19 protein-coding genes are annotated in these 24,915 nt (G+C 71.1%); 11 read left to right on the plus strand and 8 right to left on the minus strand.

Annotated features, from left to right (window positions below; genetic code table 11):
• Positions 1 to 229: 229 nt before the first annotated feature.
• The 4 genes from CXP56_RS04745 to CXP56_RS04760 all read right to left on the minus strand — a co-directional run bounded on the left by CXP56_RS04745 (position 230) and on the right by CXP56_RS04760 (position 6,610).
• Positions 230 to 1,480 (minus strand): glycosyltransferase family 4 protein, encoded by a 1,251-nt coding sequence (locus tag CXP56_RS04745; RefSeq protein ID WP_286900014.1) that lies wholly within the window; start codon positions 1,478 to 1,480, stop codon positions 230 to 232.
• Entirely contained in the window at positions 1,468 to 3,030 is a 1,563-nt protein-coding gene (locus CXP56_RS04750) for a 1,4-alpha-glucan branching protein domain-containing protein (RefSeq protein WP_286900017.1), read from the minus strand. Before CXP56_RS04750 ends, CXP56_RS04745 begins: the two co-directional genes overlap by 13 nt.
• On the minus strand, positions 3,027 to 3,821 hold the full coding sequence (locus CXP56_RS04755) for a class I SAM-dependent methyltransferase (protein ID WP_028846663.1): 795 nt from the start codon (positions 3,819 to 3,821) through the stop codon (positions 3,027 to 3,029). Before CXP56_RS04755 ends, CXP56_RS04750 begins: the two co-directional genes overlap by 4 nt.
• Before the next feature lie 506 nt (positions 3,822 to 4,327).
• Positions 4,328 to 6,610, minus strand: a complete 2,283-nt coding sequence (locus CXP56_RS04760) for a heterodisulfide reductase-related iron-sulfur binding cluster (RefSeq protein ID WP_084608939.1) — start codon at positions 6,608 to 6,610, stop codon at positions 4,328 to 4,330.
• A gap of 330 nt (positions 6,611 to 6,940) precedes the next feature.
• Between CXP56_RS04760 and CXP56_RS04765 the strand changes: the two genes are divergently transcribed.
• From CXP56_RS04765 to mnmA, 6 genes are all read left to right on the plus strand, one after another.
• Positions 6,941 to 7,729, plus strand: coding sequence for an electron transfer flavoprotein subunit beta/FixA family protein (locus CXP56_RS04765; protein WP_028846662.1), 789 nt, complete (start codon positions 6,941 to 6,943; stop codon positions 7,727 to 7,729).
• A gap of 37 nt (positions 7,730 to 7,766) precedes the next feature.
• Positions 7,767 to 8,726 carry an electron transfer flavoprotein subunit alpha/FixB family protein gene (locus tag CXP56_RS04770; protein ID WP_286900022.1) on the plus strand — a complete coding sequence of 320 codons (960 nt, stop codon included), beginning with the start codon at positions 7,767 to 7,769 and terminating at the stop codon, positions 8,724 to 8,726.
• A gap of 219 nt (positions 8,727 to 8,945) precedes the next feature.
• Positions 8,946 to 9,734, plus strand: coding sequence for a GNAT family N-acetyltransferase (locus tag CXP56_RS04775; protein ID WP_286900023.1), 789 nt, complete (start codon positions 8,946 to 8,948; stop codon positions 9,732 to 9,734).
• A 41-nt stretch (positions 9,735 to 9,775) separates the two neighbouring features.
• On the plus strand, positions 9,776 to 10,738 hold the full coding sequence (locus CXP56_RS04780) for a lysophospholipid acyltransferase family protein (RefSeq protein WP_286900025.1): 963 nt from the start codon (positions 9,776 to 9,778) through the stop codon (positions 10,736 to 10,738).
• A 49-nt stretch (positions 10,739 to 10,787) separates the two neighbouring features.
• On the plus strand, positions 10,788 to 12,011 hold the full coding sequence (locus CXP56_RS04785) for a cysteine desulfurase family protein (protein WP_028846659.1): 1,224 nt from the start codon (positions 10,788 to 10,790) through the stop codon (positions 12,009 to 12,011).
• Positions 12,008 to 13,102, plus strand: a complete 1,095-nt coding sequence (gene mnmA, locus CXP56_RS04790; protein WP_028846658.1) for a tRNA 2-thiouridine(34) synthase MnmA — start codon at positions 12,008 to 12,010, stop codon at positions 13,100 to 13,102. The genes CXP56_RS04785 and mnmA overlap by 4 nt, the downstream gene beginning before the upstream one ends.
• Before the next feature lie 37 nt (positions 13,103 to 13,139).
• On the opposite strand, the gene CXP56_RS04795 is transcribed toward mnmA, so the two are convergent.
• Together CXP56_RS04795 and CXP56_RS04800 are read right to left on the minus strand one after the other, a co-directional pair.
• Entirely contained in the window at positions 13,140 to 13,916 is a 777-nt protein-coding gene (locus tag CXP56_RS04795; RefSeq protein WP_286900027.1) for a DUF2510 domain-containing protein, read from the minus strand.
• A complete protein-coding gene (locus CXP56_RS04800) occupies positions 13,913 to 14,818 on the minus strand; it encodes a phospholipid scramblase-related protein (protein ID WP_028846656.1) in 906 nt (301 codons plus the stop codon). Before CXP56_RS04800 ends, CXP56_RS04795 begins: the two co-directional genes overlap by 4 nt.
• A gap of 228 nt (positions 14,819 to 15,046) precedes the next feature.
• Here CXP56_RS04800 and CXP56_RS04805 point away from each other — a divergent pair, with 228 nt between their 5' ends.
• The 5 genes from CXP56_RS04805 to CXP56_RS04825 are packed head-to-tail and all read left to right on the plus strand — an operon-like array spanning position 15,047 to position 20,194.
• A complete protein-coding gene (locus CXP56_RS04805) occupies positions 15,047 to 16,072 on the plus strand; it encodes a uroporphyrinogen decarboxylase/cobalamine-independent methonine synthase family protein (RefSeq protein ID WP_038044507.1) in 1,026 nt (341 codons plus the stop codon).
• 53 nt (positions 16,073 to 16,125) lie between these two features.
• A complete protein-coding gene (locus CXP56_RS04810; protein ID WP_286900029.1) occupies positions 16,126 to 16,923 on the plus strand; it encodes a hypothetical protein in 798 nt (265 codons plus the stop codon).
• 58 nt (positions 16,924 to 16,981) lie between these two features.
• Positions 16,982 to 19,114, plus strand: coding sequence for an NAD-dependent DNA ligase LigA (ligA, locus tag CXP56_RS04815; protein WP_286900032.1), 2,133 nt, complete (start codon positions 16,982 to 16,984; stop codon positions 19,112 to 19,114).
• Complete coding sequence (locus CXP56_RS04820; protein WP_028846653.1) at positions 19,114 to 19,644, plus strand: GNAT family N-acetyltransferase; 531 nt, start codon at positions 19,114 to 19,116, stop codon at positions 19,642 to 19,644. The genes ligA and CXP56_RS04820 overlap by 1 nt, the downstream gene beginning before the upstream one ends.
• Positions 19,634 to 20,194, plus strand: coding sequence for a GNAT family N-acetyltransferase (locus tag CXP56_RS04825; protein ID WP_286900034.1), 561 nt, complete (start codon positions 19,634 to 19,636; stop codon positions 20,192 to 20,194). Before CXP56_RS04820 ends, CXP56_RS04825 begins: the two co-directional genes overlap by 11 nt.
• 686 nt (positions 20,195 to 20,880) lie before the next feature.
• Here the strand turns inward: CXP56_RS04825 and CXP56_RS04830 are convergent.
• Both CXP56_RS04830 and CXP56_RS04835 read right to left on the minus strand, forming a co-directional pair.
• Positions 20,881 to 23,712 (minus strand): DEAD/DEAH box helicase, encoded by a 2,832-nt coding sequence (locus CXP56_RS04830; RefSeq protein ID WP_286900035.1) that lies wholly within the window; start codon positions 23,710 to 23,712, stop codon positions 20,881 to 20,883.
• A 294-nt stretch (positions 23,713 to 24,006) separates the two neighbouring features.
• Entirely contained in the window at positions 24,007 to 24,660 is a 654-nt protein-coding gene (locus CXP56_RS04835; protein ID WP_028846651.1) for an ACT domain-containing protein, read from the minus strand.
• Positions 24,661 to 24,915: the final 255 nt, after the last annotated feature.

Below are 24,915 nucleotides of genomic sequence, written 5' to 3' on the forward strand. Positions count from 1 at the left end.
GGCACGGGCGTCGGCGGGCGAATCCTCACGCTCGGGTGTTCGGCGGCGCTGCGCAACAGATTCGCCGAGCTGGCGGCGAGCGGCTCGGACGGCCGGACCGTCTGCACGGTTCCGCCGGACGTGGCGGCGGGTCCGCTCGCCGGAGGCGCAGCGGGGTTCTCGGCCGGGCGATCACGCTGCGGAGCAGCCGGGCACGCCGTCAGCGGCGAGTGATCCGTCAGGCCACTTGTCACGTCTGGAAGGCGTTGCCGGTGGCGATCTTCGGGCGGCCAAGGGCCTGCGGCCCTCCGGCGCGCGCGTTCCGGTAGACCTCGGCGGTCGCTGCCGCGATGGTGGGCCAGTCGAAGTCCTCGGCCAGCCGTGCCCTGGCCGCCTCGGCCCGCCGCTTCGCGCCCTCCCGGTCGGACAGCACGCCGTGCACCGCCGCGACCAGGCCGTCCACGTCGCACGGTTCGAACGCCAGCCCGGTCACCCCGTCCTGCACGACCTCGCCCAGCCCGCCCGCGGTGGACGCCACCAGCGGGGCATTGGCGGCGGCCGCCTCCAGCGCCACGATGCCGAACGGCTCGTAGCGGCTGGGCAGCACGACGGTGTCCGCCCCGGCGAGCACGGCGCGCAGTTCCCGGTCGGGCAGGTGGCCCACGAAGTCCACCGCGCGGCGGATCCGCAGCTTGCGGGCCTGCTCGATGAGCGGGTCGAGGTGCCGTCCCTTGCCGGCCACCACCAGCCGGGTGCCCGGGTGCAGCTGCCGGATGCGCGGCAGCGCGGCCAGCAGGTCCTGCACCCCCTTCTCGTACTCCAGGCGACCGAAGAACAACAGCAGCGGGCCGCCGTTGCTGTGCCTGGCCCTGGCCGCCTCCACCTCGGCCCGGGAGACCTGCCAGGACCGCTGCTCGATCCCGTTGTGGATGACGTGGATGGTCTCCGGCGGGATGTCGAACAGGTGCGACACCTCGGCGCGCATCGCCTTCGAGCACGTGATCAGCTCGTCGGCGCGGTTGGCCAGCCACCACTCCACGGAGTGGATCTGCTGGTTGAGCGGGTGCGACAGCCAGCCGGCGTGCCTGCCCGCTTCGGTGGCGTGGATGGTGCCGATCAACGGCACCCGCGCGGCTTCGGCGAGCGCGATCGCCGGGTGCGTCACCAGCCAGTCGTGCGCGTGCACCACGTCGGGACGCCAGCCGCGGAGCAGCTCGTAGCCTGCGCGGACCATGGCGTGCCCCATCGCCAGCGTCCACGCGGCCAGGTCCCGCTCGAACGTCACGTGCATGGGGTCCTCGGCGACCCGGATGATCCGCACGCCCTCGCTGACGGAGTCGGTCGTCGGGTGCGTCTCGGCGTCGGTGCCCGACGGCTGCCTGCACAGCACCACCACCTCGTGCCCGTCGGCGGCCAGGTAGCGGGCAAGCGCATGCACGTGCCTGGCCAGGCCGCCGACCACCACGGGCGGGTACTCCCACGACAGCATCAGGACACGCATGAAGTCTCCGATCGTTGCAAGCGGCGAGCGTCGAGCTGGCCGAACGGGTGGTCCGCGGCCAGTTGCCCGCGGGCCAGCGCGGCGGCCCGCTCGGTGTCGGCGGCGTCCAGGGCATCGGCGAGCCGGGTGAACCGGGTGGTGTGTTCCGCCGCTCGGTGCCTGGCGTAGTCGGCGGCGGAGTCCTTGGTGACCATGAAGGCCCAGTCGCTGGACAGTGCCAGCAGCGCCTCCCGCACCAGCTGATCGGCCGCCGGATCGCGGACATCGGCCGTCGCCCGGCCCGCTGCGCGCAGGCTCGCCATGGTCCGCAGCAGCCGCTGTTGCAGCCGGGCGTTGCTGTCCACCATGTCGGCGACCTGCTCGCCGTCCCACACCCGCCAGTCCTTGCCCGATCCCCAGGACGAAGCGGGCAGTTCGACGGGTTCGCCGACATGACCGGCTTCGGTCGCCCCGCGCAACGTCGTCACGCGCACACCGGCTTCCGGCAGCGCGCGCAGCACGCCTTCCAGCCACATGGGGCCCTCGTGCCACCAGTGCCCGAACAGCTCGGTGTCGTAGGCGGCGATCACCAAGGCCGGCCGCCCGTGTTCGGCGCGCAGCTTCCGCAGGCGGAGCAGGACCGTTTCGACGAAATCCTTGACGTGGCTGTGCACCGCCTGCGCCGCGCGGTCCTGGTCGTAGGGCGCCTTGTCCGGCGGCGGCACCCGCTTGCCGGTGACGCGGGACGGCTTGATGCCGACGGCGTGGTCCCAGGTGTGGAAGTCGCGGTAGGCCGGATGGCCGGGATAACCGGCCTTCGGGGACCAGACACGGTAGGTGACGTCCAGGTCCCGGCCGAAGCAGAGCACGTCGGTGTCACCGACCGGGCGGGCGACGTGGGTCCGGCCGCGCAATGCCGGCCCGTCGACCAGGAACCGCCGCACCCCGGCCGCCGCATACGCGGCTTCCAGCCCCGGTTTGTAGCCGCACTCGGGAGCCCAGATGCCCTCCGGCCGGTGGCCGATCCGCAGGCGGGTGTCGGCCAGGCCTTCGGCCAGCGCGAAGTCCCGGACCGGATCGGCCAGCAGCGGCTGGAAGGGATGGGTCAGCGGGCCGCCGAGCAATTCGATCACGCCGTCGTCGACCAGCGGCCGCAGCACCGGCGACAAGCCGTGCCGCCAGTCCGTCTCCAGGTGCTCGGCGGCGGCGATGGCGGCCTTGTGCTCGGCGACGGCCAGCTCCCGCAGCAGCGGGTCGTCCCGCCAGCGCACCGCGGCCTGCTGGACCCGCAGCTGCCAGTGGCCGATCCATTCCTGCACCCCGCGCAGCGCGTACGGGTCGTCGAGCTGGGCGGCCAGCACCGGCGTGACGCCCAGCGTGAGCAGGTCGCGCCTGCCTTCGTCGGCGAACTTCCGCAACAGGTCGAACACCCGCAGGTAGGAGTGGGTCCACGCCTGGTAGAGCCACTCTTCGCCGACCGGCCAGCTGCCGTGGTGCAGCAACCACGGCAGGTGGCTGTGCAGCACCAGGCAGAAGGTCCCCTCGTCGTTGCCGTTCAACGCTGTGCTCACCGCCGCACCGCCACGGCGATCAGGTCCAGGCTCGCGTCGATGTCCTCGTCGCGGATGACGAAGTCGTCCGCGGTCAGCGCCGCCACGTCCGCCAGCAGGTCGTCCGGCCAGGGGGCCGCGCCGGGCAGGTGGCCCATCACCACGTCCAGCTGGGCCTCGATGATCGATCCGCCGTACCGGTCGTCCAGGCGCCGCACGCCGGGGCCGTGGTGCAGCCCGCGCAGGCTCCGCACGGCGAACCCGGCCTCGCCCAGCAGGTCGCTCAGCTCGGCCGCGGTGAGTTCGCGCGTGTGATACGGGTTGAGCGGAGTGTCCGAATCCGGGGTGAACGTCAGCCGGTTCGGCGTGGTGCACAGCAGCAGGCCGCCGGGGCGCAGTACCCGAAGGCATTCCCGCAGGAAGCCGTGCTGATCCCACAAGTGCTCGATGACCTGCAGGTTCGCCACCACGTCCACGCTGCCGTCCCGGAGGGGCAGCCAGGCCAGGTTGCCGCGAACCGGGCTCACCGCGGGATAGGCGCGCGCGACGTGCCGGACGCATTCCGCGTCGTAGTCCAGCGCGATCACACGCTCGGCGACCTCGGCGATCATTTTCGCGCCGTAGCCCTCGCCGCATCCGGCTTCCAGCACCACGGCGTCCGCGCACAGCGGCACCAGCGCGCGGTAGGCCGCTTCGTGGCGGCGGAACCAGTAGTTCTCCTCCGGCACGCCGGGGACGGTGCGCTCGCCGGTGAGGTGCAGCTGGACCGCCCTGGCAGCGCGCACGGCGGCTCCGTCGGCCGTGCCCGCCATGCCGCTCACCGGCCGGCCTCCCGCCGCGGCGCCGCCCGCCTGCCCATGCCGCGCGCACACGCCTGCGCGCTCACCGGGACTTCTGCCATGGACATGAACCTACCCGTCGGTATCTGGCTCCGCCCGGCCGGAGCCGGTCGCTCCGGCCGAGCTCACACCGCCGGACACCGCCCGCCGTGCGCGCCGAATGCCGGACGAATGTGGGGCGATCGGGGGACACCGCATCCGCCCGAGGTCGGAAATACTCGCGGCGGGGTCGGCACGGCCGGCGGGGATGCGGCGGTGCGATGAGCGCGGCGCGAAGGCCTCACGGGTCGCTGGGGAGGGCGACCCGGGATCGGTGACCGTCGACGAGCAGGGCGGCACGCACGTGCCGGGCGACGGTCGTCGGCGTGTCGCACCAGCGGCACAGCCGACCGCGGTCACCGGCGTCGGTCGCCAAGTGTTCATCGCACCAGCCGCCAGCCGGCGATGAGCGGGCCGGTGCCCGCTCATCGCCGCACCGGTCAGGACTCCGTCTTCTCCAGCTCCGGCTCGGCCTGCCCGGCCGCCCGCTGCTGGACGTCCTCGCCGCGCTTGACCGCTTCGAGCAGCAGCTGGGCGACGTCCTTCACGCCGACGTTGGTGCCGACGTTCTCGCTGCCGCGCTGGGTCAGCCCGTCGGCGACCATCACCTTGCAGAACGGGCAGCCGGTGATGACGGTGCCTTCGGCGTCCTTCGGGCCCGCGCCGTTGCCCAGCGTGGTCAGTGCCTCGTCGACCCGCTCGAGGTTGATGCGCTTGCCGATGTGCTCTTCCATCCACATCCGGGCGCCACCGGCACCGCAGCACAGCGCCCGGTCGGCGTGCCGCGGCATCTCCGCCAGCTCGGCGCCCGCGGCGTCGATCAGCTCACGCGGCGGCGAGTACACCTTGTTGTGCCGACCCAGGTAGCACGGGTCGTGGTAGGTGACCTTGCGCCGCTCGATCGGGCCGACCCCGTCGACCGTGGTGCCCTCCGGCGGGGTGATGGGCACCAGCTTCTTCTCCCGCACCAGCTTGTTCAGCAGCTGGGTGTGGTGCACCACCTCGTAGTGGCCGTTCAGTTGCGGGTACTCCCTGCCCAGGGTGTTCATGCAGTGCGGGCAGGTGGTGACGATCTTGCGCTTGACCGGCTCGCGGCCCTCGAACACCGAGTTGAGCATCTCGACGGTCTGCTGCGCCATCATCTGGAACAGGAACTCGTTGCCCGCGCGGCGGGCCGAGTCACCGGTGCAGGTCTCCTCGGTGCCCAGCACCACGTACTTGACCCCGGCCAGGTGCAGCAGTTCCGCGGTGGCCTGCACGGTCTTGCGGGCGTTGTCGTCGAACGCGCCGGCGCAGCCGACCCAGAACAGGTACTCCACGTCGTCGGCCAGCTCACCGTCGTAGACCGGCACCTCGAAGTCCAGCTCCTTGGCCCAGTCCAGCCGCTCGGAGTTGTTCTGGCCCCACGGGTTGCCCTTGTTCTCCAGGTTGCGGAACAGCGTGCCGAGCTCGCCGGGGAACTCTGACTCGATCATCACCTGGTGGCGCCGCATGTCCACGATGTGGTCGATGTGCTCGATGTCCACCGGGCACTGCTCGACGCAGGCGCCGCACGTGGTGCACGACCACAGCACGTCCGGGTCGATGACGCCGAGTTGCTCGGCGGTGCCGACCAGCGGCCGGGTGGCCTGCCGGGGGTCGTTCTGCGCCATCCGGGACGAGCCGGACTCCGGCACGCCGTGCCCCTTGGTCTCCACCGCGTCCACCGCGTCCGGGATCTCCTTGCCACCGATCAGGTACGGGGCCTTGGCGAACAGGTGGTCGCGCAGGTCCATGATCACCAGCTTGGGCGACAGCGGCTTGCCGGTGTTCCACGCCGGGCACTGGCTCTGGCAGCGGCCGCACTCGGTGCAGGTGGCGAAGTCCAGGTAGCCCTTCCAGGTGAAGTCCTCGATCGCCCCGCGGCCGAACTTGGCGTCCTCGTCCGGGTCCTCGAAGTCGACCGGCTTGCCGTCGTGCTCGATCGGCTGCAGCGGGCCGAGCGCGTCGGGCAGCCGCTTGGCCGACACGTTCAGCGGCGCCAGGCCGATGTGCAGGTGCTTGGAGTGCAGCACGATCAGCAGGAACACCAGCATGACGCCGATGTGCAGCAGCAGGCCGAGCCGGTCGAGGAAGAAGATCGTGTCGGCGTCCAAGCCGGACATCAGCTCGCCGATCGCGTCCGAGGCGAACGCCCCGCCGTCCTTGTACGGCAGGTGACCGCCCGCCGAGGCGGCGCCGCGGAAGAGGAACATCGTCCACAGGACGTTGAAGATCATGAACAGGATCAGCCACGCCCCGCCGGTGTGCGAGCCGTAGAACCGGGAGGCCCGCTGCTTGCGCTCGGGCGCCTGCTTGATGCGCAGCACGGTGAACGTGATCAGCCCGACCAGCGCGGCGAGCGCGATGAAGTCCTGCAACGCGCCGAGCAGGTCCCACTTGCCGATCAGCGGGATGGCGAAGTCCTCGTCGAACAGCGCACCGTAGGCCTCCACGTAGACCGTGGCCAGGATGAAGAAGGCCCACATGGTGAAGAAGTGGGCCAGGCCGGGCACTGACCACTTCAGCAGCTTGCGCTGGCCGAACACCTCGACGAACTGCAGCCACACCCGCTTGGCCAGGTTGTCGCCGCGATCGGTCGGCTGGCCCGACCGGATGAGCTTGATCAGCCACGCGATACGCCGTGCGGCCAGCGCCGCCACGACGGCCGTGGCCAGCAAGCCGATGATCAAGGTGATTGTCAACGGGTCCTCCGTGGTGGTGCGTCAGGGAACGCGGCAGCCGTTGGCGGACAACTTAACTTGTCGGTAGCAGGTGCGGAAGTCGGGCACCGACCGGCATCGACAGAAATCTGGACGATCGTGCAGGTAAATCGCGATTCCGCGTGAATGACGTCACGCGATGGGCTGCATGCTGCGTTTTCGCCGTAAGCTACCCGCCGGTAGGGCTCTAGGGTCGCTGAGGTTCCGCCAGGGTTCTGCCGGACAAGAACCACATCAACCAGCTACCAACGAGCTGTCGCGCACAGCCGATCGCCAGCCGAGCGGCTGCCATCAGGAGGTCGAAGAAGGCCGATGACCAACATTGTCGTTCTGGTCAAGCAGGTGCCGGACACCTACTCGGAGCGCAAGCTCAGCGACTCCGACTTCACGCTTGACCGTGAGTCCGCCGACGCGGTGCTCGACGAGATCAACGAGCGCGCCGTCGAAGAAGCGTTGAAGATCACCGAGGCGGGTGAGGGCGAGGTCACCGTCCTGGCCGTCGGCCCGGACCGGGCGACCGACGCCATCCGCAAGGCCCTGTCCATGGGCGCGCACAAGGCCGTCCACGTGTCCGACCCCGCGTTGCACGGCTCCGACGTGATCGCCACCGCCAAGGTCATCGCTGCGGCGATCCGCCGGCTGGACAGCGTCGACCTGATCATCGCGGGCAACGCCTCGTCGGACGGCGGCTCCGGTGGCGTGCCCGCCATCCTGGCCGAGCTGCTGGGCATGCCGCAGCTGACCCACGCCCGGTCGGTCACCGTCGAAGGCGGCACCATCAAGGTGGACCGGGAGACCGCCGACGAGGGCGTGACGCACCTGGAGGCGCAGCTGCCCGCCGTGGTCAGCGTGACCGAGAAGATCAACGAGCCGCGGTACCCGTCGTTCAAGGGCATCATGGCCGCCAAGAAGAAGCCGGTCGAGACGCTCACCGTGGCCGACCTGGGGGTCGACGCGAGCGAGGTGGGCCTGGACAACGCCTGGTCGAAGGTGCTCGAAGCCGCGCCGAAGCCGCCGCGTGAGGCAGGCCAGAAGATCGAGGACTCGGGTGACGGCGGCGTGAAGATCGCCGAGTTCCTCGCGGCCCAGAAGCTCATCTGAGACCACCCCGCCTCGATTCCCAAGGAGACGTAAACCGATGGCTGAAGTTCTGGTTCTCGTCGACCACGTCGACGGTGAGGTCAAGAAGTCCACGTTCGAGCTGCTGACCGCCGCGCGTGCGCTCGGCGAGCCGGCCGCCGTCGTGGTGGGCGCCCCGGGCAGCGCGGCCAAGGCGAAGGAGTCGCTGGCCGCCTACGGTGCGGCGAAGATCTACGTCGCGGAGTCCGAGGACGCGGCGAACTACCTGGTTACCCCGAAGGTCGACGCGCTGCAGGTGGCCGCGGGCAAGGCTTCCCCGGCGGCGGTGCTGGTGCCGGCGACCGCCGAGGGCAAGGAGGTCTCGGCGCGGCTGGCGGTACGGCTGGACGGCGGCCTGCTGGTCGACGCGGTGGACGTGGCGGCCGACGGCACCGTGCAGCACAGCATCTTCGGTGGCGCGTTCACGGTGAAGGCGCAGGCCACCAAGGGCGTGCCGGTCATCTCGGTGCGGCCCGGCGCGGTGGACGCCGAGCAGGCCGAGGGCGCGGCGGCCGAGGAGCCGCTGGAGCTGCCCGCGGTGGACCCGGCCAAGGCGGCCAAGATCACCGGGCGGGAGCCGCTGGTGCGCGGCGACAGGCCGGAGCTGACCGAGGCGTCCGTGGTGGTCGCCGGTGGCCGTGGCGTCGGTTCCGCCGAGCAGTTCTCGGTGGTGGAGGCGCTGGCCGACTCGCTGGGCGCGGCGGTCGGCGCGTCCCGTGCCGCGGTCGACTCCGGCTACTACCCGGCGCAGTTCCAGATCGGGCAGACCGGCAAGACGGTCTCCCCGCAGCTGTACATCGCGCTGGGCATCTCGGGCGCGATCCAGCACCGCGCGGGCATGCAGACCTCCAAGACGATCGTCGCGGTGAACAAGGACCCGGAGGCGCCGATCTTCGAGATCGCCGACTTCGGCGTGGTCGGCGACCTGTTCAAGGTCGCGCCGCAGCTGCAGGAGGAGATCGAGAAGCGCAAGGGCTAACCCGGCTCGGCTTCCCGGTGGCCTGTCGTCCCGCTGGGCGGCAGGTCACCGGTCTGTTGCCGACGGCCTGTCGTTCTGCTGGGCGGCAGGTCACTGGTCTGTTGCCGACGGCCTGTCGTTCTGCTGGGCGGCAGGCCACCGGTCTGTTTCCGCCCACCTGTACGCCATGAGGGTGCACCGAGCGGCGACGACGGTGCGTGAGCTGGAATCATCAACGACATGACTTCATCGCAGTTGCTGGCCAGCATCACCAAGAGCGCCGGCAAAGCAGGGGGGAAGGATTCCGGCACCGGTGGCTACTCGGTGTTGGTCGCCAAGACCGAGGACGAGGTCGTCGCTGCCCAGCGGCTGCGGCACCAGGTGTTCGGCGTGGAGATGGGGGCGAAGCTGCACTCGCCGGTGGACGGGTTGGACGTCGACGAGTTCGACCAGTACTGCGACCACATCGTGGTGCGGGAGGACGCCACCGGGGAGATCGTCGGCACCTACCGCATGCTGCCGCCGGAGCGCGCCGCCGAGGCGGGCAAGTTGTACTCGGACACCGAGTTCGACCTGAGCAACCTCGCCGAGCTGCGCGGCAGCCTGGTGGAGACCGGCCGGTCGTGCGTGCACGCCGACCACCGCACCGGCGCCGTGGTGAGCCTGGTGTGGACCGGCATCGCCCGGTACATGGTGCTGTCCGGCCACCGTTACCTGGCGGGCTGCGCGTCGGTGCCGCTGGCCGACGGCGGGTCCTACGCCGCATCGGTGTGGGACATGCTGCAGGAGAAGTACTACGCCGACGAAAGCTTGCGGGTCCACCCGCACCATCCGTGGCGGACCGAGGGCGTGCCGCGGGTGGAGAAGCTGGTGCTGCCGCCGCTGGTGCGCGGGTACCTGCGGCTGGGCGCCCGGGTGTGCGGGCCGCCCGCGCACGACCCGGACTTCAACGTGGCCGACTTCTTCGTGCTTCTCGACATCCACTCCGTCGACGAGCGTTATGTGAAGTTCTTCCTCGGTGCCCAGTAGAGTCGGGACGTCACCTGGGTGTGACGGACGATAGGGGGAGCATGCCCAAGGAACGGCCGGTACCGACCAGTTCTCTGCCGCAGGCGCATCCGTGGATGCCCACGTCGCCGTGCGGCCCGGATTGCGTGGAGGCGGAGACCCCGCCGTCGGCAGGCCGGCTGCGGGTGATCCTCCGCCTGGCGAGCGCGCTGCTGGTGCTGCTGCTGGCAGGCATCGCCAGCCCCTTGCTGTTCCTCATGCCGCGGCGAGTGCGCCCGGTGGTGGTACGCACGCTGTTCGGCGCCATGCTGCGCGCGTTCGGCGCCCGCCTGGTGGTGCACGGCCGGTCCCGCCTGGTCCGCGCGGCGGCCGAGCCGCAGCGGGGCGTGATGACGGTCAACAACCACATCTCGTGGCTGGACATCGTGGCGCTGAACTCGGTGCAGCCGATGCGCGCGCTGGCCAAGTCCGAGCTGCGCAGCTGGCCGGTGCTCGGCGGGCTCATCCGGCGCGCGGGCACGGTGTTCGTGAACCGGGAGAGCCTGCGCTCGCTTCCGGGGACGGTGGCCGAGCTGGCGGAGGCGTTCCGCGGCGGGGCGATGGTGAACGTGGCGGGCGAGGGCACCACGTGGTGCGGCAAGGCGTCCGGTCGGTACGTTCCCGCGCCGTTCCAGGCGGCCATCGACGGCGGAGCGGCCGTGCTGCCGGTGGCGCTGCGCTACCGGCTCACCACCGGCGAGCAGACGACCGCACCGGCGTTCGTCGGCACCGAGTCGCTGGTCGCGTCGCTGATGCGCGTGGCCAGGCTGCGCGGCCTGGTCATCGAGATGTTCGTGTGCCAGGAGATCCCGGCAGGCCGCACCGCCGACCGCCGCGAACTGGCCGACCTGACCGAGAGCGCGGTGCTGTCCGCGCTGGGCATGACCGCCGCGCTCGGCTCCCGGCCGTGGCAGCCGCGCATCCTCCAGCCGGAGGCCGAACGCATCCACCGCGTGTCCGCGGGCCGGTCGGATTCGGCGGCCTGATACGCCGCCCGGCGCCGGTGTCGGTGGCGGGCGATACCCTGGAAGGGTCATGACCTCGACGCAGCGACCAGCCCGCTCGGCATACCTGGACCATGCGGCCACCACGCCGATGGTTCCCGCCGCCGTCGCCGCCATGACGCAGGCGTTGTCCGAGGTGGGCAATGCGTCGTCGCTGCATTCCTCCGGCCGCCGGGCGCGCCGCATGGTGGAGGAGGCGCGCGAGTCGATCGCCGAGGCGCTGGGTGCGCGCCCGTCCGAGGTGATCTTCACCGGGGGTGGCACGGAGGCGAACAACCTGGCGGTCAAGGGCATCTACTGGGCCCAGCACAAGGAGAACCCGGCGCGGCGGCGCGTGCTGGTGTCGGCGGTGGAGCATCACGCGGTGCTGGACGCCGCGCAGTGGCTGGCCGACGACATGGGCGCAGAGCTTGCGCTGCTGCCGGTGGACGCCGAGGGCCGGGTGTCGCCGCAGGCGGTGCGCACGGCGCTGGAGGCCGATCCGGATGGCGTCGCCCTGGTCAGCGTGATGTGGGCGAACAACGAGGTCGGCACGATCAACCCGATCGCCGAGATCGCGGCGGTCTGCGCCGAGTTCGGCGTCCCGCTGCACACCGACGCGGTGCAGGCGGTCGGCGCGGTGCCGGTGGATTTCGCCGACAGCGGCGCGACGGCGCTGGCGTTCAGCGGCCACAAGCTGGGCGGCCCCTACGGGATCGGGGCGCTGCTGCTGACCCGCGAGGCGCAGTGCACCCCGCTGTTGCACGGCGGCGGTCAGGAGCGCGACGTGCGGTCCGGGACGCTCGACGTGCCTGCCATCGTCGCGCTGGCCGAGGCGGTGCGGTATGCGGTGAAGGAGCTGCCGGACACCGCCGAGCGGCTGGCCGGCCTGCGGGACGAGCTGGTGCGCGGCGTGCTGGCGAAGGTGCCGGACGCGGTGCTCAACGGTCCGCGGCTGGACGGTGACCGGCTGCCGGGCAATGCCCACTTCAGCTTCCCGGGCTGCGAGGGCGACAGCCTGTTGATGCTGCTCGACGCGCGCGGCATCGAATGCTCCACCGGCTCGGCGTGCACCGCGGGCGTGGCCGAGCCCAGCCACGTGTTGCTGGCCATGGGCGTCGACCCGCGCCACGCGCGCGGGTCGCTGCGCTTCTCGCTGGGGCACACGTCGGCGAAGGCCGATGTCGAAGCGCTGCTGGCGGAGATCGAGGGAGTCGTCGAGCGGGCTCGCAAGGCGGGTCTGACCACGCGGCGAGCAGGAAGGGTGAGGACATGAAGGTGCTGGCCGCCATGAGCGGCGGGGTGGACTCCGCGGTGGCGGCCGCGCGGGCGGTGGACGCCGGGCACGAGGTCGTCGGCGTGCACCTGGCGCTGTCGGCCAAGCCGGGCACGTTGCGCACCGGGGCCCGCGGCTGCTGCACGATCGAGGACGCGCGGGACGCGCGCCGGGTGGCCGATCTGCTCGGCATCCCGTTCTACGTGTGGGATTTCGCCGAGCGGTTCACCGAGGACGTGATCGAGACCTTCGTCGGCGAGTACGCCGCGGGCCGCACCCCGAACCCGTGCGTGACGTGCAACGAGAAGATCAAGTTCGAGGCGCTGCTGGAGAAGGCGATCGCGTTGGGCTTCGACGCGGTCGTGACCGGGCACTACGCGCGCCTGCGGATCGTCGACGGGGTTCCGGAGCTGCGCCGCAGCGCCGACGAGGGCAAGGACCAGTCGTACGTGCTGGCCTCGCTGAGCGCCGAGCAGCTGCGGCACGCCATGTTCCCGCTGGGGGATTCGGTCAAGTCCGAGGTCCGGGCGGAGGCGGCCGAGCGGGGCCTGATGGTCGCCGACAAGCCGGACAGCCACGACATCTGCTTCATCCCGGACGGCAACACCAAGGCGTTCCTGGAGTCCCGGCTCGGCCGCAAGCCGGGCAAGCTGGTCGACGCGAAGACCGGGGCGGTGCTGGGTGAGCACACCGGCATCCACGGGTTCACCGTCGGGCAGCGCAAGGGGCTGGGCATCGAGGCGCCCGCGCCGGACGGCCGCCCGCGGTACGTGCTGGCGCTGGAACCGGTGTCCGGCACGGTGAAGGTGGGGTCGGCCGAAGACCTCGGCGTGCGGGTGATCGAGGGCGACCGCGCCACCTGGCCGGCGAAGCCGCTCGACGGGCCGACCGAGTGCCAGGTGCAGGTGCGTGCACACGGTGGTGTGGCGCCCGCGGTGGCGGTGGCCGACGGCGAGGACCGGGTGCGGGTGGAGCTGCGCGAGCCGCTGCGCGGTGTGGCGCCGGGGCAGACGCTGGTGCTGTACCGGCCGGACGCCGAGGCCGGAGACCTGGTCCTTGGCGCCGCCAAGATCACCGGCACCCGGCGCTGACAGGGGTACCAGTGCAGGCCTGATGCGCCTCTCGCTGTCACTTGGTGTCCGAGTGGTAGGCGTTGTCCAGGGCGAACGGCGCGAGGAGCACCAAGGTGCCCAGCGGTTCCGGCAACCGTGACGGGCGGCTCAGCCAGTAGCTGTCCCCGTTCGCCGGGATATCCGGCAGCGGGAAGTCGCTGAACTCCCGCTTGACGATCTCGGCCACCTGGTGCTTGGCGTCGTCCACCACGGTGTACTTGCTGGACAGCCAGCTGGTGGCAGCCAGCCCGCCCGCCCTGTTGCCGTGCACGGAGAAGCTCATCCGGTTCCGGCCGAGACCTGCCGTCTCGGCCTTGATCTCGCCGACCGGGCGGCCCCGGGCGTCGGTGACGGTGATCCGCGGTTTGAAGATCTCGCTCGCCTTCTGGTACGGCTGGGTGATGGCGGCCAGCAGCGCGCCCGCGGCGTCGAAGAGCCGGAAGTACATGGTGTCCTGGCTGGCGCGGCCGGGCAGGCGCATCCCGGTGCGTCCGTGCTCGTCGGTCTGGTGCAGCGACCCGATCTCGTTGCCGTGCCGGTCGACGTACCGGTACGAGGCCGCGTTGCCGGCCGGCGCCTGCTCGACCAGCACCAGCTCGCGCACCTCGAACAGCGGTCCCGCGCCGAGCAGGCCGACGGGGTGCTGGGCCTGCTGGGCCTGTTGTGCATGGTTGCCCGCCGCACCGGGGTGGGGACGCACGTGCTCGGTCCACGCAGCCCCGTCCCACCAGCGCACCAGCGCCGGGTTGGTGCTGTCGGTGTACCAGCCGGGCAGAGGGGTGGTGCTGGTCATCGGTCCCTTTCGTAGAACACCTGATCAAGCGCGCACGCCGAGATCAGCACCAGGCTGCCCAGCGGCTCCGGGATCGGGTTCGGCCGCCGCAGGATGTAGCTGTCGTCCTGGGTGAAGATCTCCTTGACCTTCATCATCCCGACGCCGCGCTTGACGATCTCCGCCACCTGCCGGCCGGTGCTGTCCCGGCACGCGAAGCGGGCACCGCCCCGCTCGCGACCGTCGTACTCGACCTTGCCGACCTCGGCGCCGTCGACGGTGAACACGAACCCGGTGCGGGCGAAGATCTTCTTCCGCTCGACGAAGCCGACCGTCTGCTCTTGCGGTCCCCGCACTTCGAACTTGGGCTTGAGCGCAGAGCTGAATCCCTGGGGCAGGCGCACGGTGAGCACCGTGTTGTCCTGGGCGTCGGTGAGTGCGAAGTGTCTGGATCCGAAAACGGACAGCTCGTCGACCAGCTTGACCGCCCGGCGGAACACCGAGCGTTCCTCCTTGAACGTGCCGATCTGGTTGTTGGCCGGGTCGAAGATCTGATAGGCGCCCGCGTTGCCGGAAAGGCCGACGAACGTGGCCTTCTGCGCGATGAGCAGTTCCGGCGCGGTGTAGAGCGGGTGCTGCGGCGCAGGCCCGGCCGGGACATTGGCCTGTGCTGCCTGCTGCGGAGCAAGGCCGGACGGCTGCTGGGGAGCGAAGCCCGCGGCCGCGTGCTGCGGCGGCTGACCGGTGTACTGCGGCTGACCGTGCTGCGCGTGGGCGGGCGCCTGCTGGGGCTGTCCCGGTGCGTGGCCCGGCTGCCCGTGCGGGTTGGGCTGGGTGTGCGGCGTCCACGTGTTGCCGTCCCACCAGCGCAGCAGCTGCGGATTCCCGGGATCCGGGTACCACCCAGGTGCAGGACTCGTCATGCGCGCACATCCTAGATAACCGGCCGCCGCCCGGAGGGCGAATTGGGCGAATCCGGACTGTGATTCGCTGTTGGCCTGCCGGGGTGGGGGGCACCGTCAGGGCCATTCAGATGCATGGAGAGCTGAAGCTCGACGGTGATCGCCTCAGTACTCGGCCACGACGGGTGGTGGCCAGCTGGCGCGGCGCCCCGTGCGACGCGGGCGCGCCGGAACGGGGAAACTAGACGCATGCTGCCTGTCGGAGTCGCCACCGGAATCGGGTCGATGCCGGGAACCGATGCCGCCGAGGCGTGCGCGGTGGTGCTGGGGGAGCTGACCGGCCTGCCCCACCTGCCCGAGCTGCCGGACCGTGGCCTGGGCGCGGACCTGATCGGACGATCGGCGGCCATGCTGGTCGACATCCCGGTGGAGTACGTCCCCAGCGGGTACCGAGTCACCGCCCGGCCGGGCAGCGACCATCGGCGCGGTGTCGACCTGCTGCGCTGGGACATGGACGCCATGCAGGAAGCGGTCGAGAAGGCGGGCGAGGCGCCGAAGGTGATCAAGACCCAGGTGGCCGGGCCGTGGACGCTGGCCGCTGGGATCGAACTGCCGCGCGGGCACCGGGTGCTCACCGACCACGGAGCCGTCCGCGACGTCACCGAGTCGCTGGTCGAGGGCGTCCGCGCACACGTCGCCGAGCTGAGCAAGCGCACCGGTGCCCAGGTGATCGTGCAGCTGGACGAACCGACCCTGCCCGCCGTGCTGGCGGGTTCGCTGCCCACCGCCAGCGGCTACGGCACCGTGCCCGCGGTGGCCACGGCCGACGCCCGCGAGGTGCTCGCAGCCGTCATCGAGCCGCTGGAATCGGCTTCCGGGGCCCCGGTCGTCGTGCACTGCTGTGCCCCGCAGCCCCCGATCGCGCTGCTGCGCGCCGCAGGCGCCGGTGCGGTGGCCATCGACGCCACCACCATCGACGGCGCTCCCGGTGCGTTGCTCGACGAGCTCGGCGAAGCGTGGGACGACGGTGTGGTGTTCGTGCTCGGCCTGGTGCCGGCCACTGAGCCGGAACACCGCATCGGCTTGCGAGACGTCGTGCAGCCCGCGTTCGACCTGACCGGCCGGCTCGGCTTTTCCCGCAGCATTTTGGCCGAGCGCGCGATCGCTTCCCCGGCGTGTGGGCTGGCCGGTGCCTCGCGGTCCTGGATGCGGCGAGCCATCGCGCTGGCCGGGGACGCGGCGAAGGCGTTCGTGGAGCCGCCGGAGAATTGGTGAGCAGTCCGGCGGAACGCCGGACGCGGCCAGGTCCGGACCGCTACGGTGGCGTCATGAGTTTGTTCCGCCGCCTGTTCGGCCGAGATCGTCCCGCTCCGGCCACCCGGGAGCAGCCGACCGACCCGCAGCTGGCGGCCGAGGAGTTCTGGCGCGGCTGGTACGAGCTGCTGCCCAGGCTGAGCGCGGCGCTGGGGGAGCGCGAACCCCACCGGGTGGAGCACGAGCTGACCGAGCTGGTCGCGGCGATGCACCCGGACCTGCAGTTCTCCATCGACCGGGGCGAGCGGGCGATCTATTCGCTGGTCGTCACCGGCCAGGAGGATCCGGCGCTGCGCCCGTACACGGATGCATGGAAAGCGGCCGCCCCGCCGGACGACCCGATCTGGGAGTTCCACGACTCGGTGCCGCCGGTGCCGGACCCGACCGAGGTGACGGTCAACCTGGGCGAGCACCGCATCGCACTCGCCGACGTGCGGGTCGTCGCGCAGGTCGACGAGCAGGAAGAGCAGGTCGACGTCGCCGTCCACCATCCGCTGATGTCCGAGCTGAAACCGGATCAGCGGGAGACGATGACCTTCCTGCCGTTGGACGCCACGCTCGGTGAACGGCTTGCCGGCCGGTGGCTGCGGCGGGTGGAGACGGCGGAGAACGAGCCGGAGAACGCCATCACGCTGCTCGAGCTGCGGGATCTGGTCCGCAAGCTGGACGGCCGGGAAAACGGCGAGGACCACCAGGCCGCGCCGAGCGCAGGCGATGCCGAGGACGGCGCCTCCGAAGCCCGGGACCAGAAGGCCGAGGACGGCAAGTCCGGCGACACTCGTGACGCCGGTTCCGGCGATTCCGGGGAGTGAGCGGCCGGCCGTCCCGGGGAAGTGCGAAGCCGTCGGTGACGGGCACTAATCTGCCTACGTGACCGATCGAGAGGAACACCCGGAGGCGGAGCACCCCGACGTCGAAGTTGCCGAGGTTCCCGCGGAGATCCGGCAGCGGCATCAGGAACTGGCCGAGGAGATCCGCGGTCACCAGTTCCGCTACTACCTGGAGACGCCGACCATCTCCGACGCCCAGTTCGACGAGCTGATGCACGAGCTGGAGCGCATCGAGGCGGCCTATCCCGCGTTGGTGACGCCGGATTCCCCGACCCAGAAGGTGGGCGGCACGTTCTCCACGGAGTTCGCCACGGCCGATCACCTGGAGCGGATGCTCAGCCTGGACAACACGTTCTCCGCCGAGGAACTGTCCGCGTGGCTGGACAGGGTGGAGCGCGAGATCGGGACCAGCTCGCATTTCCTGTGCGAGCTCAAGATCGACGGTCTCGCGGTCAACCTGCTGTACGAGAACGGCAGGCTGACCAGGGCGCTGACCCGTGGTGACGGCCGCACGGGCGAGGACGTCACGCTGAACGTCCGCACCATGCGGGACGTCCCCGAGCGGCTGACCGGCACCGACGAGTTCCCGGTGCCGGAGCTGATCGAGGTGCGCGGCGAGGTCTTCTTCCGGGTGGAGGACTTCCTCGAGCTGAACGCGAAGATGATCGAGGCGGGCAAGCCGCCGTACGCCAATCCGCGCAACACCGCTTCGGGGTCGCTGCGGCAGAAGGACCCACGCGTCACCGCGTCCCGGCCGCTGCGGCTGATCTGTCACGGCCTGGGCAAGCGGGTGGGCTTCGAACCCGAGCGGCAGTCCGAGGCGTACCGGGCGCTCGCGGCGTGGGGCCTGCCGATCTCTCCGTACGTCAAGGTGCTGGCCACCCGGGAAGAGGTGATGCGCCACGTCGACTACTGGGGCGAGCACCGGCACGACGCCGAGCACGAGATCGACGGCATCGTGATCAAGGTCGACGAGGTGGCCTTGCAGCGCAGGCTGGGCACCACGTCGCGGGCGCCGCGGTGGGCGATCGCGTACAAGTACCCGCCGGAGGAGGCCACCACGACGCTGAAGGACATCCGGGTCAATGTGGGCCGCACCGGCCGGGTGACGCCGTACGCGGTGATGGAGCCGGTGAAGGTGGCCGGGTCGACCGTGGCGATGGCGACGTTGCACAACGCCAGCGAGGTCAAGCGCAAGGGTGTGCTGATCGGCGACCGCGTCGTCATCCGCAAGGCGGGCGACGTCATCCCCGAGGTGCTGGGGCCGCTGGTCGAGGTGCGGACCGGGGACGAGCGCGAGTTCGTCATGCCGACGCACTGCCCGGAGTGCGGCAGCGAGCTGCGCCCGGAGAAGGAAGGCGACGTCGACATCCGCTGCCCGAACGCACGGGCATGTCCGGCGCAGCTGCGGGAGCGGCTGTTCCATCTGGCGGGCCGTGGCGCATTCGACATCGAGGTGCTCGGCTACGAGGCCGCGACGGCGTTGCTGGAGTCGGGCGTGGTGGCCGACGAGGGGGACATCTTCGACCTGGACGAGGAGAAGCTGCGCCAGGTGGACCTGTTCCGGCTCAAGTCGGGTGAGCTGTCGGCCAACGGCAAACGGTTGCTGGCGAACCTGGAAGCGGCCAAGGACAGGCCGCTGTGGCGGGTGCTGGTCGCGCTGTCCATCCGGCATGTCGGCCCGACCGCCGCGCAGGCCCTGGCCAGGGAGTTCGGCTCGATGCAGCGCATCCAGGAGGCCACCGAGGAAGAACTGTCCGCGGTCGACGGTGTCGGCCCGACGATCGGCCGGTCGGTGCGCGAGTGGTTCACCGTCGACTGGCACCAGGAGGTGGTTCGCAAGTGGGCGGCGGCCGGGGTGCGGATGGAGGACGAGCGGGACGAGTCCGTTCCGCGCCACCTGGAGGGCCTGTCGATCGTGGTGACGGGAACGCTGCAGAACTACTCGCGCGACGAGGCGAAGGAAGCCATCATGGCGCGCGGCGGCCGGGCGGCGGGCTCGGTGTCGAAGAAGACCGCGTTCGTCGTCGTCGGTGATTCGCCCGGGTCGAAGTACGACAAGGCCGTGCAGCTGAAGATCCCGGTACTGGACGACGAGGGCTTCACCGTGCTGTTGCAGGAGGGCCCGGAGGCGGCCCGCAAGGTCGCCGAGATCGGCGGGGAGCCGGCCTGATGAGCGATCTTCTCGTACGGCCCGCCCGCCCCGAGGAGTACGAGCGGATCGGAGAGCTGCGGGTGCGCGCCTACATCGAAGGCGGCGTCATCGAGCCCGATCTGCCGTACGTGCAGCATCTGCGCGAGGTGGCCGAGCAGGCGAAGACGGCCGACGTCCTGGTGGCGACGGACGCCGAGGACAAGGTGGTGGGCACCGTGGTGGTGGCTCAGCCGCCGTCGCCGGAAGCGGAGATCGCCAAGCCGGGCGAGCTCGAGTTCCGCATGCTGGCCACCGACCCGGAGGCGAAAGGCCGGGGTGTCGGCCAGACGCTGGTCGACGCCGTGCTGGAGCAGGCCAGGGAGCGCGGCCTGAAGCGGGTGGTCCTCTCCGTGGCCGACCACAACGACCGGGCCATCCGGCTGTACCAGCGGCTGGGTTTCCGGCGGTTGCCGGAGCGCGACTGGAGCCCGCTGCCCGGTGTCGATCTGATCGGTTACGTGCTCGACATGACAGCTGAAGCGGCCGCGGGCGGCTCGCATGGGCAGTGACGGCCGTCGGCCGGAGAGCACTGCTGGGGCCGACCCGTCCGCTGGGGTCGCCGCCCAGGTCACCGTGCGCGTGGCCAGGCCGGAGGAGTACCGGCGCGCCGGCGAGCTGGTCTTCGAGGCGTACGACGCCGACGGGCATGTGGCCGCCGATCCGGATCCGGAGTTCGGCGCCGAGCTGCGCGATGCCGCGACTCGCGCCGAACACGGCGACCTTCTGGTGGCCGAGGGCCCCGGCGGGCGACTGCTCGGGACGGTCACGGTGGTGCTACCCGGCAGCCCGCTCGCCGAAGTGGCCCAGCCAGGGGAGGCGGAGCTGCGCATGCTGGCCACGGATCGAGCTGCGCGAGGCCGTGGGGTGGGTACGGCGTTGCTGGAAGCCGCCATCGCGCGTGCTCGCGCGGCGAACGCCCGCCGGATCGTGCTGTCCACGCTGCCCACGATGACCGCAGCGCATCGGATGTATGCCCGGCGCGGGTTCGTCCGGGCCCCGCACCGCGACTGGGAGCCGGCGCCGGACTATCCGCTGCTGGTGTTCGAGCTGGAGTTGTAGCTCCGTCGCTCGTCTGAAACGAGTTCTCCGGTTCGGCACGGCCGACGGTGGCGGGATGACGTTGCGGCCGGTGCCACCCGGCCGGGAGCGAACCCGGCACGCGCGGGATTGCTGTCCGGCGCTTGGGGGGGGGGGGGGGGGGTTCCCGGGCCGGCACCGGGCGCGCCGGGGTGGTCGGGGTGAGGTCGCCCGCGCCGCAGGGGCTACGTGGGCCACGCACCATTTGTCCGGCCACGGTCGCCAGGTTCCTTCGTGGGCCGCGGCCGCGCGATGCCCGCGCGCTGCGGCTGTGTCCCCGGTGGGCGGCTGTGGGCGCTGGGTGTCGTGTGTTTTCGTTCTGTGGCGGCTGCTGGATCCTGTGGCGGCTGCTGGATCGTGGGCGCTGGGAATGGTCGCGGTCACTGGAGCCCTTCGTGGGCCGCGGCTGCGTGATGCCCGCGCGCTGCGTGCCGTGTGTCCGCTGGACGGCTGCGGTGCTGGGTGTCGCGCGCTCTCTGTACGGCCTCGTTTTCTAGGCGTTTGCGCGTTCTCCGTCTTGCGTCGGCCGCCCGGTGTCGTGCGCTTTCGTACCGCGGCGGCCGCCAAGACTCGTGTGCTGTGTCCGGCCGCGGTCGCCGGATGGCTCCGTCCGGCCGCGGCCACTCGGTGCCGCGTGCCGCTCCTTTGTCAAACCCAGGCTGCGGCAGCTACCTGCCGTGCGCCTTGTCGTCGCCCTGGCCGCTACGACTTGGGCCGGTCGCATGCGGGAAGTCAGCAAGCACGTCCAGGGCCGCCCTGGTCGGGTTGCCGGCGTAGCGGCTGGGGAACACGTCCCGGGTGCGCCATCCGACCTGGCGGAGCACACGCTGCCGGTCGACATGTGCCGCCGGTCCGTCGGGGTGGACTCCGCAGATCAGCCCGACCGCATCGGCATCGTCGCCGAGGCAGATGTCGACCGTCCACCGGCCGACGGGATACCCGGTGCTGACCGTGGCGCCCGCGGCCGCCAGCTCGGCGGCGACGTCCTCCGCCCACTGGGGCACCGACGACGAGCGCGGTGGGGTGGGAGGGTGCTCGGCGTAGTCGAGGAAGTCCGCGATCAGCCCTGGTTCGCCCGCTTCGAGCGCGGTCACGACGTGCAGCTTCTGTCGCGCTCGGGTCAACAGCACGTTGAACAGGTTCTTGTCGGCCGCGAATCGCTGTCGTGATGGCGCGTCGTCTCGATGCACCCCGAGCGAGACGACCACGGTGTTCGCCTCGCTGCCCTGGAAGGAGTGCACCGTGCCGCATCGCAGCCGGTAGTCGATGATCTGGTCTGCGCTGTAGGCGGCGAGCAGTTCGGCTTCGATCCGGTCTGCCTGTGCGCGGAACGGTGTGATGACAGCCAGATCCCGCACCCCTTCGTCCAGCAGCTTGGCCACCAGCTCGACGGTCGCTTGCAGCTCGGCCTCGCTGATGCCGTCCACGGCGGGGCCACCGGAGACGTGATGAACGTCGATGGCGTCGACACCGTGATTGCGCGGATGCCGCGTGGCGGTGGAGACCCGGCCACGGTAGAAGCGCTCGCTGGAGAAACCGATCAGGTGCGGCACGCTGCGGTAATGCTCGTGCAGCATGGTCACCGGGGTGGCACCGGCAGCAAGATCGAATGCGCTGTTGCGCCGCACGTCGAGCCGGTCGGCGATGCCGCCGAGCCCGTGCTCGTCGATCACCGCGGTGACGTCGCGGTCGGCCACGAACGAGACGAACCGCAGCTGCTGGGGATCACCGGCGATCACCGCGCGGCGTCCGCGCGCCAGCACACCGGCGGCCCGGATTTGGTCGATGTGCGACGCCTCGTCCAGGATGACCAAGTCGAACATGCCCGCGTGCTGCGGCAAGAGGTCCTCGATGTCGGTGACCGTGCCGATCCACAGCGGCAATGCCCGCAACAGTGCCTCGGTGTCGATGTCCGCCAGCATCTGGCGTCGGCGGTTCCGGCCGGCCCGCAAGGCCGTGCCGAGCGCGGCCATGGCACGAACCGCGTCCCGGTCGCGCCGGCTTTTCGCGGTTGCGGCTTTGCGCAAGGCTTCCCCGCGTGCCGTGCGGGCGGACTCCTCGGCTCGCGCCAGACGCTCCCACAGCTGGTCGAGGTTGCACCCGCCCTGTGCTGACAAGCGGCCGGCGGCGCTCAGGTCCTTGGCCACCGGCAGCAGCAGCGCGATCTCGTCCACAGGCAGCGAGGAGCGGGCCATGTCGCGCAGGCGCCGTCCGGCGCGGCGGGCCCGCCAGCGGGCGAACCACCCACCGGCGGTGGATCGGGCCCGCTGCACCAGTTCTTCGGCTTGGCCAAGGTCACGGCCAGGTTCCAGCAGGCCGGGGGCGTCGTTGAGCACCGCCGCATCCGTCACCGCGGCGCGTGCCGCGGCCGCCTCCAGCTCCAGCTGCTCGGTGATCTCCCGCAGCAGCGCACGAACGGTGCGATCGGCAAGGTCGGCGGACGATTCGGCCGCGCGCACCTCCTCGGCCGGACTCCCGCTTTCCGCGCCCGAAGTGAGGTCGTCGATCAGTTGCCCGCGCTTGTCGGCATCGCCGAACAGGACCGGGCTCGGCCCCGGCTGCCTGGACAACAGCGTGTTGAGGACTTCGGCTGCGTGAACCGTTTGTGTCGCCATGAGCACGGTCCGGCCGTGGGCAACCGCGTCGAGCGCGATGGCCACCAGGGTGTGGCTCTTACCGCAGCCGGGTGCGCCTGACACCACGCTGATCGGGTCTCGCCGTGCTCGCAGCAGCGCCGTCCGCTGATCCGGGTCGAGCGGCAGCACGGACGAAACGTGCTCCTGCCGCTCCGCGGAGCCGTCGTGCTCGGCGACCTCGGCTGTCCCAGCGCCGTAGAGGTAGCGCAGCGAGCTCTCCGCAAGCCCCGGTCGCCGAGCCCACGAACGAAGGTGGTCGGCCACCGCAGGTGCGGAAGCGGCTTGCGTAGTGAACAACGCCGTTGCGGCCACGACCACAGTCTCGTCAGAGGCGGTGGGTTCGCCTTCGATGCGAGCGTCTGGGAAGCCGGCACTCGCCGCTGCCTCAGCCAGCCACGACCTGGCCTGCTCGTCGTTGCCGTCGAAAACCGGAGGCAGCGTCGATTCCAAACGTTCCGCAGCCGCCGAGTCCGCGATGGCTCCGGTCAGCTCGATGTCGCCAGCCGGCTGGATGCGGTACCCCCGCAGCGTGCGCTGCAACCTGACCGGCTGTGTCACCAGCGGCAGGCGAGCTCGCTTGCCATCCTCTCTGGCGAAGTGCACGATTCCCCACGCTCGGCGCAGGATCCGTTCGTCGCGGTGCAGGGCATCCAGGGCGGCGAGCCGGTCGGACTTGCCCCCTCTGGGCAGCTGTGCGTCCCACTCCGGCAAGAAGGTCAGCTGCGCGCTGCCGGGGACGAGCTCGTCGGACTGCCTGCGGGCAGGCGCGAGATCGGCGAGCGCGGAGAACACCCGGCCCATGAACTCGTCGTCCACGCTCCCACCGGCGCCACCCGGCGTGGCCGATCCGGGGTCCCAGGTCATGGCAGCAACCTACCGGCCGGGCGGGTTTGCACGCCCTACGGACTTCCACTCGGTTGCAACCGACCCGCGTCTTCGTCACTCCAACGTCCACCGAGCACCTGAGGTGATGTGCATCACATTCACGCAGCCGGTACAGCGACGCGCCGGTGAAGAGTGTCGAGAACTGGGAACTTTGCGATTTGCCCGGCTGACAATCGCACACGGAAGCAGTCCGATCATTGTGGAGTTCGCGCAAGGCAGGCTACCCGCCTCCGAGCCGACGAGCTCGGGCTACGCGATCCGAGGGCGAGAGAGCTACCCGTCCAGCACGACGGCCACGATCCCCGCGAGATGAGCCAGCCGGGCGACCTCGGCAGCGCGGAACGACGGCCCGCCCGGCCTGCCGAGCAGCAGCGCCCGGTCCGGCTTGCCGAGCGGGGTCGCGGCCAGCTCGGTGCCCAGCTCCCGCCACGGCGTGGGGATCCACTCGTCCTCCGCGTCGAGCACGGTCGCCCGCTCCAGCGGCAACCACGGCAGCGAAGCCAGCTCGCTCTCCGGGGCGGCGGTCGAGGCCGCCAGCCGCTGCACGCCCTCCGGCGTCTCGGCGAGCACGAGGGCCCAGCCAGCGCGGAAGATGCGCGGCACCCCGTCGGCGAGCTTGTCGAGGCCGTGGCGGGGGTCGCCGGCGATCTCCTCGACCAGCTCGAGCTCGCGGTGGGTGTTCAGCCCGCCCGCATACGGCCGCACGGCGTCGACTTCGACTCCCTCGACGCTTTCCGCCGCCGTGATCAGCACGTCCGGCAGGCTCCCGTTGGGCAGCTCGACGACCAGGTCGTCGACGGCCACCCCGTCGCCGCGCTCGACCACGTCGACACTGAGAATGTCGGCGTTGATCGCGCCCAGTGCGGACGCCACCGCGCCGAGGGAACCGGGGTTGTCCGGCAGTTGCACTCGAATCAGGAATGACACGGGTACCTCTTGCTATCGTGGCGGCCATCGCATCGCTACCCGCGCGGGCCGCCGTGGCTCGCGGCAAACGTGAGCGCGCGAAGGCGTCGTCTCGGCGTCCGTGTTCTGACGGTAGCGAATTCACCTCGCCGAACAGAACCCGGTATCGGCTGCTGGACCCGGTTGCCACCCCGCCGCCCCCGTCACCCGGCCGACGTCGGTCGTGGCCAGGGCCATAGACTCGACCTCGACCATCCGCCCGAGGACCATCGACCG

Source organism: Thermocrispum sp., assembly GCF_002919275.1.
GTDB classification, from domain to species: Bacteria; Actinomycetota; Actinomycetes; order Mycobacteriales; family Pseudonocardiaceae; genus Thermocrispum; species Thermocrispum agreste.